Here is an 11,632-nt window from a genome sequence, read left to right on the forward strand (position 1 = left end):
GAGAAAGTTGACGGCAATCTCTGCGCAACTTCTTCCCACTCCCGGCAGCCGCTGCTACGTTCCCATCGAAAGCAAGCCACGGTGTTGTGGCCAAAACCCGTTGGACACTGGCCGATTGAGGCGGGGAGGGGCTCGTGAGACGCATGACGGCACGACCCGCGAACGCGCACCAGGCGCGCCTGTTGCGCCTGCTGCGCGACGGCGGGCCCAACTCCCGTGCCCAGCTCGGCGATCAGATCGACCTCTCCCGGTCGAAACTGGCCGTCGAGGTGGAACGGCTCCTGGAGACCGGGCTCGTGGTCGCCGACGGCCTCGCCGCATCCCGCGGCGGCCGCCGCTCCCACAACATCCGGCTCGCCCCGGCGCTGCGCTTCCTCGGCGTCGACATCGGGGCCACCTCGATCGACGTGGCCGTCACCAACGCGGAACTGGAGGTCCTGGGGCACATCAACCAGCCCATGGACGTCCGCGAGGGACCGGTCGCCGTCTTCGAGCAAGTCCTGTCCTTGGCCGCCAAGTTGAGGTCATCTGGGCTCGCGGAGGAATTCGACGGCGCCGGGATCGGCGTCCCGGGTCCGGTCCGCTTCCCCGAGGGCGTTCCGGTCGCACCGCCGATCATGCCCGGCTGGGACGGCTTCCCGGTCCGCGAGGCGCTCAGTCAGGACCTGGGCTGCCCCGTCATGGTCGACAACGACGTGAACCTGATGGCGATGGGGGAGCAGCACGCGGGAGTCGCACGCTCCGTGGGCGACTTCCTCTGCGTCAAGATCGGCACCGGCATCGGCTGCGGCATCGTCGTAGGCGGTGAGGTCTACCGCGGTACGACGGGCAGCGCCGGCGACATCGGGCACATCCAGGCCGTACCCGACGGGCGTCCGTGCGCCTGCGGCAACCGGGGCTGCCTGGAGGCCCACTTCAGTGGGGCCGCGCTCGCCCGGGACGCCACGGAGGCCGCCCAGCAGGGGCTTTCGGCGGAGCTCGCCGCGCGGCTGGAGGCGGCGGGCACGCTGAGCGCCGTCGACGTCGCCGCCGCGGCCGCGGCGGGCGACGCCACCGCTCTCGGACTGATCCGCGAGGGCGGCAACCGCACCGGGCAGGTCATCGCCGGCCTCGTCTCGTTCTTCAACCCCGGCCTGGTGGTGATCGGCGGCGGCGTCACCGGCCTCGGCCACACGCTGCTCGCCGCGATCCGCACCCAGGTATACCGCCAGTCGCTGCCGCTGGCGACCGGCAACCTACCCATCGTGCTCGGGGAGTTGGGGCCGACCGCCGGAGTCATCGGCGCGGCCCGGCTCATCAGCGACCACCTGTTCTCGCCCGCGTAACCCTGCCAGAGCCGCACGAAGACTCCTTCCAGAGCCGCACGAAGCACTCCTTCCAGAGCCGCACCAAAGGTCACATCACCCAAGCACCCCACCTGTACAGCGCCCTGCTCTGCCCTGCCCGAAAACGCCCGCTCCGCGAGCGCACCGCCCTGAAACCGGCCCGAACGCCCGCCAAGGGGAACCGTCATGGCACCAGAACCACCGCTGCTCACCATGTCCGGCATCACCAAGTCGTTCCCCGGAGTCCGGGCCCTCGACGGCGTCGACCTCGACGTCCAGGCCGGCGAGGTCCACTGCCTGCTCGGCCAGAACGGGGCCGGAAAGTCCACCCTCATCAAGGTCCTGGCCGGCGCCCACCAGCCCGACGGCGGCACCATCGGCTGGCGTGGCGAACCCGTCACGCTCCGCTCCCCGATCGCCGCCATGCGCCTCGGCATCGCCACCATCTACCAGGAACTGGACCTGGTGGAGGGCCTGTCGGTGGCCGAGAACGTCCACCTCGGCCATGAACCCACCGCCGCCGGTTTCGTCGTACGGGGCAAGGCGGCCAAGGCGTCAACGGCGCAGCTGCTACGCCGACTCGGCCATCCGGAGATCGATCCGGCGCGCCTCGTCGGTGAGCTGTCGGCCGCCCAGCAGCAGATCGTCTCCATGGCGCGGGCACTCTCCCACGACGTACGCCTCATCGTCATGGACGAACCGTCCGCCGCCCTCGACCCCGACGAGGTCGACAACCTCTTCCGTATCGTCGGCGACCTCACCGCGGACGGCGTCGCCGTCGTCTACATCTCGCACCGGCTGGAGGAGATCCGCCGCATCGGCGACCGGGTGACCGTACTGAAGGACGGCCGCGCGGTGGCGGGCGGACTGCCCGCGAAGTCCACCCCGACCCGCGAGGTGGTGGCGCTGATGACGGGCCGCAACGTCGAGTACGTCTTCCCGCAACGGCCCACGAGACCGCCTGCGTCCGAGCCGGTGCTCAGAGTCCAAGGACTCGCACGGGCAGGCGAGTTCGAGCCCCTCGACCTCGAACTGCGCCCCGGCGAGATCGTCGGCCTGGCCGGTCTCGTCGGCTCCGGGCGCTCCGAGATCCTGGAGACGATCTACGGGGCCCGCAAGCCGACAGCCGGTCAAGTCAGTGTCGACGGCCGGGCGTTGCGGACCGGCAGCGTACGCGCCGCCGTCCGCGCCGGACTCGGACTCGCCCCCGAGGAGCGCAAGGCGCAGGGCCTGCTGATGCTGGAGTCCGTCACCCGCAATGTGTCGGTTTCCTCCATGTCCCGCTTCTCGCACGGGGGTTGGATCGACCGGAGCGCCGAGCGGGGCGCCGCCCGCGCCGCGACACGCGAGCTGTCGCTGCGCCCGGACAACCCGTCCGTCCCGATCCGGACGCTGTCCGGCGGCAACCAGCAAAAGGCCGTCCTGGCCCGCTGGCTGCTGCGCGGCTGCCGCGTCCTGCTCCTCGACGAACCCACCCGCGGTGTCGACGTCGGTGCCCGCGCCGAGCTGTACGCGGTCATCCGCCGCCTCGCCGACGAAGGCCTCGCCGTACTTCTGGTCTCCAGCGAGATTCCCGAAGTTCTGGGGCTGGCTGACCGGGTGATGATTCTCCGCGAGGGCCGGGTGATCCACTCCGGCCCTTCGCGGGAACTGGACGAGTTTCGCGTACTCGACCTTGTCGTGACTCCGCCGTTTCCCGAAGGAAGTGGCTTCTCAATCGGCCGTTGACCGGCCTCATGACGGTCAAGCCCTGACCGTTGCCTGAAGGCACTTGCCAATCTAGCGGCATTTACGACGGGAGTTGCCCGTGCTCAGCAAACTGCACCCGCCAGGATCAACGGCCGCACGGAAGTCCGATCGCGCGGTGTCCCGGGGCGGCCCATTGCGTGCTCTAGCCGCCCGCGCCGACGTCCGCACCCTCTCGCTGCTCGGCGTACTCGTCGCCCTGATCGTCATCGGCGGTATCACCAAGCCCGACGAGTTCCTCGACACCCGAAACCTCCAACTCGTCCTCACCCAGGCCTCGGTGATCGGCGTCGTCACCGTCGGCATGACCTTCGTCATCACCTCCGGCGGCATCGACCTGTCCGTCGGCGCGATCGTCGCGCTGTCCTCGGTGTGGGCCACGACGGTCGCCACCCAGGAGTACGGCTTCGCGGGCATCCTCTTCACCGCGGTGCTCGTCGGCGTGGGCTGCGGCCTGGTCAACGGCCTGCTCATCGCGTACGGCGGAATGGTCCCGTTCATCGCGACGCTCGCCATGCTCGCCTCGGCCCGCGGCCTCGCCCTCCAGATCACCGACGGCAAGACCCAGATCGTCACCATCGACGGGATCCTGAAGCTCGGCGAACGCGACTCGTACGTCCTCGGCATCCCCCCGCTGGTCCTGGTCTTCGCCGTCGTCACGATTATCGGCTGGCTGATTCTCAACCGCACCACCTTCGGCCGCCGCACGGTCGCCGTCGGCGGCAACGCGGAGGCGGCCCGGCTGGCCGGCATCGACGTACGGCGCCAGCGGCTCTACCTCTACCTGCTCTCCGGACTGTGCTGCGGCATCGCCGCCTTCCTGCTGATCATCCTGTCCGGCTCCGGCCAGAACACCAACGGCAACCTGTACGAACTCGACGCCATCGCCGCCGCGATCATCGGCGGGACCCTGCTCAGCGGGGGCCGCGGCACCATCACCGGCTCGGTGCTCGGTGTCCTGATCTTCACCACGATCACCAACATCTTCGCGCTGAACAACCTGCAGAGCGACGTCCAGCAGATCGCCAAGGGCGCGATCATCGTCGCGGCGGTCCTGGTCCAGCGGCGTACGGCAGCAAGCAGCACCTGACACGGGAGCAAGCAGCACCTGACACGGGAAGGGCCCGCCGCCATGCCAGAATCCACGAGCTCCACCAGCTTCACGAGCCGCAGAGGGCTCCTCTTCGGGACCGCCGCGGCCTCGGCCGGCGCCCTCCTGGTCGGCTGCACCAGCAACGACACCAAGAGCGAGAAGACGGCCGCGAACAGCCAACCGGCCGCCGACGACAAGCCCGGCAAGCACATCACCATCGGCTTCGCGGGTCCGCAGGCCGACCACGGCTGGCTCAACGCGATCAACGACAACGCCAAGAGCCGGGCCAAGAAGTACTCGGACGTGACGCTGGAGATCACCGAGGGCTCCAACGACACGGCCGCGCAGATCGGCCAGATCGAGACACTGATCAACAAGAAGGTCGACGTCCTGGTGGTGCTGCCCGCCGACGGCAAGGCGCTCACCCAGGTCGGCCTGAAGGCGATGCGTGCGGGCATCCCGGTCGTCAACCTCGACCGGATCTTCAACACCCCGCAGGCATACCGTTGTTGGATCGGCGGTGACAACTACGGCATGGGCCTCAGCGCCGGCCACTACATCGGCGAGAAGCTGAAGGACAAGCAGGACGCCAAGGTCATCGAACTCGCCGGGCTCGACAACCTGGAACTCACCAAGCAGCGCACCCAGGGCTTCGACGCGGCCCTGAAGAACTACCCCAACATCAAGAAGGTCGCCCGCCAGGCCGCCGACTTCACCGTCGAGTCCGGACAGGCCAAGATGGCCCAACTGCTCCAGGCCCAGCCGAAGTTCGACGCGCTGTGGAACCACGACGACGACCAGGGCGTGGGCGCGCTGCGCGCCATCAAGCAGGCCGGGCGCGAGGACTTCCTGATGGTCGGCGGCGCGGGCGCGCTCTCCGCCTTCCAGGCCATCCAGGCCGACAACAGCGTCCTGAAGGCCACCGTCCTCTACCCGCCGACCATGGCGGCCTCCGCGATCGACCTCGCTCGCGCGCTCGGCCAGGGCAAGGGCATCGGCGGGCTCGCCGAGTTCGAGATCCCGGTCTCGCTCACGCTCTACTCGGCCGTCGTCGACAAGGACAACGTCGGCCAGTACATGGCCACCGGCTTCAGGTGATCCGCCCCGCTCACACCCCCCACAGCGTCACGACGACGAGGAGGACATCCGTATGGGACAGCCGCACCAGGGTGAGGCAGCCGGGGTGGAGGCGGGGCTCGCTTCCGGGCCCGGGGCCGAGGCGGCCGGGGCGAAGGCGGGCAAGCCGACGCTCGGGGTGGGCATGGTCGGATACGCCTTCATGGGCGCCGCCCACTCCCAGGGCTGGCGCACCGTGGGCCGCGTCTTCGACCTGCCGCGCAGCCCGGTCCTCGCCGCCGTCTGCGGCCGGGACGCGAGCGCGGTGCGGGCCATGGCCGACCAGCACGGCTGGGCGGCGGCCGAGACCGACTGGCGGGCCCTGATCGCCCGGGACGACGTCGACCTCGTCGACATTTGTACCCCCGGCGACAGCCATGCCGAGATCGCCCTCGCCGCCCTGGCCGCCGGCAAACACGTACTGTGCGAGAAGCCCCTCGCGAACACGGTTGAGGAGGCGGAGGCGATGACGGAGGCCGCCGAGGCAGCCTTCGCCCGCGGTCAGGTGTCCATGGTCGGCTTCAACTACCGTCGAATGCCCGCGACTTCACTCGCCCGGAAGATGGTCGCCGAGGGCCGGCTCGGAGCCCTGCGGCACGTACGGGTGACGTACCTTCAGGACTGGCTGGTGGACCCGCAGTTCCCGCTCACCTGGCGGCTGCGCAAGGAGCTCGCGGGATCGGGCGCGCTCGGCGACCTCGGGGCCCACATCGTCGACCTCGCCCAGTACCTGGCGGGTGAGCCGGTCGTCGGGGTCTCCGCGCTCACCGAGACGTTCGTACGGGAGCGCCCGCTGCCCGGCGGAGAGTCGAGCGGACTGACCGCCGTATCGGCGACCGACCCGCGGGCGGGGGGCGTCGGCACCGTCACCGTCGACGACGCCGCCCTCTTCACCGGCCGCTTCGCCTCCGGCGCCCTCGCCTCCTTCGAGGCGTCCCGCTTCGCGACCGGACGCAAGAACTCCCTGCGCATCGAACTCAACGGCGAGCGCGGCTCGCTCGCCTTCGACTTGGAACGGCTCAACGAGCTCTCGTACCACGATCACACCGAACCCGGCACGCACGCGGGCTTCCGCCGGATCCTCGTCACCGAGCCCGACCACCCCTACCTGGAGGCCTGGTGGCCGCCGGGCCACGGCCTCGGCTACGAGCACACCTTCACTCACCAGGCCCGCGATCTGGTGCGGGCCATCGCCGTCGGCCGGCGCCCCGAACCGTCCTTCGCCGACGGGCTGCGGGTGCAGCGCGTCCTCGCGGCGGTGGAGGAGAGCGCCGAGAAGAACTCCGTCTACACACCCATCGCGGTCTGAGGAGGCCCCGGACATGCCGCGCACCTTCACACTCTTCACCGGCCAGTGGGCCGACCTGCCCCTCGAAGAGGTCTGCCGCCTCGCCCGTGACTTCGGCTACGACGGCCTCGAACTCGCCTGCTGGGGCGACCACTTCGAGGTCGACAAGGCGCTCGCGGACCCTTCGTACATCGACTCCCGGCACGCGCTCCTCGACAAGTACGGCCTCAAGTGCTGGGCGATCTCCAACCACCTGGTCGGCCAGGCCGTCTGTGACGCCATCATCGACGAGCGGCACCGGGCGATCCTGCCCGCTCGGATCTGGGGCGACGGCGAACCCGAGGGCGTACGGCAGCGGGCCGCCGCCGAGATCGCCGACACCGCGCGTGCCGCGGCGGCCTTCGGCGTCGACACCGTCGTCGGCTTCACCGGCTCGGCGATCTGGCACCTGGTCGCGATGTTCCCGCCCGCCCCCGAGTCGATGATCGCCCGCGGCTACGAGGACTTCGCGACGCGCTGGAACCCCATCCTGGACGTCTTCGACGAGCAGGGCGTGCGGTTCGCGCACGAGGTCCACCCGAGCGAGATCGCCTACGACTACTGGACAACGCAGCTCGCGCTCAAGGCGGTCGACCACCGTCCGGCGTTCGGACTGAACTTCGACCCCTCGCACTTCGTCTGGCAGGACCTGGACCCGGTCGGCTTCCTCTACGACTTCCGCGACCGCATCTACCACGTCGACTGCAAGGAAGCCCGCAAGCGGCTCGACGGCCGCAACGGCCGCCTCGGCTCGCACCTGCCCTGGGGCGATCCCCGGCGCGGCTGGGACTTCGTGTCGGCCGGGCATGGCGACGTCCCCTGGGAGGACGTCTTCCGCATGCTCCGCTCCATCGACTACACGGGCCCCGTCTCGGTCGAGTGGGAGGACGCCGGCATGGACCGGCTCCAGGGCGCACCCGAGGCCCTGACCCGTCTCAAGGCGTACGACTTCGAGCCGCCGTCGGCATCCTTCGACGCGGCGTTCGGCGGCAACGACTGACTTCTCCTGTGTCTCCGGGGTGACGGCGCACCCCGGCGCAAGCACCCGCTCGTACAACCAGCCCCTTTCTGGAGGCATTCGTGCACGGGAAAGACCGCGCCACCCGCACCGACAGAACCGAGACCCACAGACGACGCCCCGCATTCCGCCGAGCGCTCGCCCTGCTGAGCGGCGCGTTGCTCGCGGCCGCCTCGCTCACCCTCACCGCACCCCCGGCCGGCGCAGCCGTCGCCGACCCGGGGAACACGGCAGCGGCGGAGGACTTCCAGCAGGTCACCCTCGCCAAGGGCGAGCCCGAGGTCGGCGAGCCCATGTCGCTCGCCGTGCTCCCCGACCGCTCGGTCCTGCACACCTCGCGCGACGGCGAACTCCGCCTCACCGACGCGGCCGGAAACACAAAGATCGCGGGCAAGCTCGACGTCTACACGCACGACGAGGAAGGCCTGCAAGGCGTCGGCATAGACCCGGGCTTCGCCGACAACCGCTTCATCTACCTCTACTACGCGCCGCCCCTGAACACCCCGGCGGGCGACGCCCCCGAGACGGGCACGGCGGCCGACTTCGCGCCCTTCGACGGCGTCAACCGTCTGTCCCGCTTCGTCCTCAAGACGGACGGCACCCTCGACACCGCCAGCGAGAAGAAGGTCCTCGACGTCCAGGCCACCCGCGGCATCTGCTGCCACGTCGGCGGCGACATCGACTTCGACGCGGCGGGAAACCTGTACCTGTCGACCGGGGACGACTCCAACCCCTTCCAGTCCGACGGCTTCACGCCCATCGACGAGCGCCCCGACCGCAACCCGGTCTTCGACGCCCAGCGCTCGGCCGGCAACACCAACGACCTGCGCGGCAAGATCCTGCGCATCAAGGTGAACGCCGACGGCTCGTACTCCATCCCCGACGGCAACCTCTTCCCGCCCGGCACGGACAAGACGCGACCCGAGATCTACGCGATGGGCTTCCGCAACCCGTTCCGCTTCAGCGTCGACAAGGCGACGGGCATCGTCTACGTCGGTGACTACGGCCCCGACGCCGGCGCGGCCGACCCGGCACGTGGCCCCGGCGGCCAGGTCGAGTTCGCCCGCGTCACCGGCCCCGGCAACTTCGGGTGGCCGTACTGCACGGGCAAGAACGACGCCTACGTGGACTACGACTTCGCGACGAAGACCTCCGGCGCCGCCTTCGACTGCAACGCCCCGAAGAACACCTCCCCGCACAACACGGGACTGACGGACCTGCCCCCGGCCCAGCCCGCCTGGATCCCCTACGACGGCGCCTCCGTGCCGGAGTTCGGCAGCGGCTCGGAGTCCCCGATGGGCGGCCCGGTCTACCACTACGACGCCTCGCTCGACTCGCCCGTGAAGTTCCCGCAGGCGTACGACGGGAACTTCTTCGCAGGAGAGTTCGGCCGCCGCTGGATCAAGCGGATCGCGAGCGACTCCGCCGGCACGGTGCAGTCCATCAACTCCGTCCCGTGGGCCGGCACGCAGGTGATGGACATGGCGTTCGGACCGGACGGCGCCCTGTACGTCCTCGACTACGGCACCGCCTGGTTCGGCGGCGACGAGAACTCGGGCCTCTATCGCATCGAGAACGCCACCGACGGCCACTCGCCCGTCGCGCAGGCCGCGGCCGACCGCACCTCGGGGCAGGCCGCGCTCAAGGTGAGCTTCTCCTCGGCCGGTTCGTCCGACGCGGACGGTGACGCCCTCACCTACAGCTGGGACTTCGGCGACGGCGGTACGTCGACGGCGGCGAATCCCTCCCACAAGTACAAGACGAACGGCACCTACACGGCGACGGTGACCGCCAAGGACGCGACCGGCCGCACCGGCAGCGCGAGCGTGCAGATCGTGGTCGGCAACACCGCGCCCAAGGTCGTGATCGAACAACCGCGTGACGGTCAGCTCTTCAGCTTCGGCGACCCCGTGCCCTTCAAGGTGAAGGTCACCGACCCCGAGGACGGCCGAGCCATCGACTGCGCCAAGGTGAAGGTCACCTTCATCCTCGGCCACGACAGCCATGGCCACCCGCTCACCTCGGCCAACGGCTGCTTCGGCACCCTCCAGACCAGTGCCGACGGCGGCCACGACCAGGACGCCAACATCTTCGGAGTCCTCGACGCCGAGTACACCGACGGCGGAGGCGGCGGCCAGGCCCCGCTGACCACCCACGACCAGAACGTGCTCCAGCCCAAGCACCGCCAGGCCGAGCACTACGGCAAGGCCTCCGGCATCACCGTCCAGTCGAAGACCACCGCGCACGGCGGCAAGACCGTCGGCGACATCGACAACGGCGACTGGATCTCCTTCACGCCCTACTCCCTGAGCGACGCCCAGAAGATCACGGCTCGTGTGTCCTCCGCCGGCGCGGGCGGTACCCTCGAGATCCGAGCGGGCTCCCCGACCGGCCGCACGCTGGGCCGGGCGACCGTACCGGTGACGGGTGGCTGGGACACCTTCCAGGACGTGAGCGCCGATCTCGCGAACGCCCCGCGCGGCACCACCACGCTCTACCTCGTCTTCAAGGGAACCGGCACCGGAGCGCTCTACGACGTGGACGACTTCACCTTCACGACGAGCTGACGGGGGGTGACGGTCATGCGCACATCCATACGCATGCTGACCGTGGGTGCCGCTGCCGCCCTGCTCCTCGGCTGCGTGTTGGGACCGGCGGCGTCCAAGGGCGTGGACGGCCCCGACAGGAGCCGGGTGCTGGTCTTCTCCAAGACCGCGGGCTTCCGGCACGACTCGATCCCCGAGGGGATCGCGGCCGTACGGGAGCTCGGGGCCACGGGCGGCTTCGCGGTCGACGCCACGGAGGACGCAGGCGCCTTCACCGCACGCAACCTGGCGCGGTACGACGCCGTCGTCTTCCTCTCGACGACCGGTGACGTCCTCGACACCACCCAACAGGCCGCCTTCGAGCGGTACATCAAGCGGGGCGGCGGCTATGTGGGCATCCACGCGGCCGCCGACACCGAGTACGACTGGGCCTTCTACGGCGGCCTCGCGGGCGCGTACTTCCAGTCGCACCCCGCGATCCAGCCCGCGACGGTCACCGTCGAGGACCGCTCCCACCCGGCGACCTCGGGGCTCCCGAGATCCTGGGAGCGCACGGACGAGTGGTACAACTACCGCTCGAATCCGCGCGACCGGGCTCACGTCCTCGCCTCGCTCGACGAGTCCTCGTACACCGGCGGCACGATGAGCGGCGACCATCCGATCGCCTGGTGCCAGGAGTACCGGGGCGGCCGCGCCTTCTACACCGGGGGCGGCCATACCAAGGAGTCCTACGCCGAACCCGCCTTCCGGCAGCACCTGCTGGGTGGCATCCGGTACGCCATCGGCGCCGCCCAGGCCGACTGCCGCCCGGAGAACGGCTACCGGCCGCTCTTCGACGGCACGGCCGAGTCGCTGGCGGCGTGGAAACAGGCGGGCCCGGGTTCGTTCTCGCTGAGCGACGACGGCACGCTGACGTCGCACGACGGCCTGGGGATGCTCTGGTACGCCGGTTCCGGGTTCGGCTCGTACTCGCTGAAGCTGGACTGGCGGGTGGCCGGGGACGACAACTCCGGGGTGTTCGTCGGGTTCCCGGAGTCCGACGACCCCTGGTCGGCCGTCAACAACGGCTACGAGATCCAGATCGACGCGACCGACGCCCCCGACCGCACCACCGGGGCCGTGTACAGCTTCCAGTCCGCCGACCTGAAGAAGCGCGACCGCGCGCTGAACCCGCCGGGGGAGTGGAACACGTACGAGATCCGCGTGGAGGGTGAGCGCCTCCGCGTCTGGCTCAACGGCGTGAAGATCAACGATTTCACCAACACCGATCCGGTACGAAGCCTGCGCGACGGACACATCGGCCTCCAGAACCACGGAGCCGACGACCAGGTGTCCTTCCGCGACGTCCGGATCAAGGAACTGCCCACGAAGGGCGACTGACCGGCGGCGGGCGGGGGACGCCGGACCCCCGCCCGCCGTCTCGCCCACCTCGCTTCTTTCTCCTCTCCCCTGTGTGGCTGA

Annotated in this window: 8 protein-coding genes; all 8 read left to right on the forward strand. The window is 70.0% G+C overall.

Annotation, left to right across the window (positions count from 1 at the left end):
* The first annotated feature begins 143 nt into the window (after positions 1 to 143).
* The 8 genes from FNV62_RS41375 (at position 144) to FNV62_RS41410 (ending at position 11,551) form a co-directional block, all read left to right on the forward strand.
* Positions 144 to 1,325: an ROK family transcriptional regulator gene (locus FNV62_RS41375; protein WP_143628945.1), complete on the forward strand. Its 1,182-nt coding sequence runs from the start codon at positions 144 to 146 to the stop codon at positions 1,323 to 1,325.
* Positions 1,326 to 1,511: 186 nt separating this feature from the next.
* Positions 1,512 to 3,053, forward strand: a complete 1,542-nt coding sequence (locus FNV62_RS41380) for a sugar ABC transporter ATP-binding protein (protein WP_143628946.1) — start codon at positions 1,512 to 1,514, stop codon at positions 3,051 to 3,053.
* A gap of 136 nt (positions 3,054 to 3,189) precedes the next feature.
* On the forward strand, positions 3,190 to 4,161 hold the full coding sequence (locus FNV62_RS41385) for an ABC transporter permease (protein WP_225900909.1): 972 nt from the start codon (positions 3,190 to 3,192) through the stop codon (positions 4,159 to 4,161).
* A gap of 42 nt (positions 4,162 to 4,203) precedes the next feature.
* Positions 4,204 to 5,262 (forward strand): substrate-binding domain-containing protein, encoded by a 1,059-nt coding sequence (locus FNV62_RS41390; RefSeq protein ID WP_143603481.1) that lies wholly within the window; start codon positions 4,204 to 4,206, stop codon positions 5,260 to 5,262.
* Between the two features lie 52 nt (positions 5,263 to 5,314).
* A complete protein-coding gene (locus FNV62_RS41395; protein WP_143628948.1) occupies positions 5,315 to 6,589 on the forward strand; it encodes a Gfo/Idh/MocA family protein in 1,275 nt (424 codons plus the stop codon).
* A gap of 13 nt (positions 6,590 to 6,602) precedes the next feature.
* Positions 6,603 to 7,607, forward strand: coding sequence for a sugar phosphate isomerase/epimerase family protein (locus FNV62_RS41400; RefSeq protein WP_097287080.1), 1,005 nt, complete (start codon positions 6,603 to 6,605; stop codon positions 7,605 to 7,607).
* An 80-nt stretch (positions 7,608 to 7,687) separates the two neighbouring features.
* Positions 7,688 to 10,192: a PQQ-dependent sugar dehydrogenase gene (locus tag FNV62_RS41405; RefSeq protein ID WP_186003155.1), complete on the forward strand. Its 2,505-nt coding sequence runs from the start codon at positions 7,688 to 7,690 to the stop codon at positions 10,190 to 10,192.
* Between the two features lie 15 nt (positions 10,193 to 10,207).
* Positions 10,208 to 11,551 (forward strand): ThuA domain-containing protein, encoded by a 1,344-nt coding sequence (locus FNV62_RS41410; protein WP_186003156.1) that lies wholly within the window; start codon positions 10,208 to 10,210, stop codon positions 11,549 to 11,551.
* The last annotated feature ends 81 nt before the right edge of the window (positions 11,552 to 11,632 follow it).

The organism is Streptomyces sp. RLB3-17, assembly GCF_007113425.2.
Taxonomy (GTDB): domain Bacteria; phylum Actinomycetota; class Actinomycetes; order Streptomycetales; family Streptomycetaceae; genus Streptomyces; species Streptomyces mirabilis_D.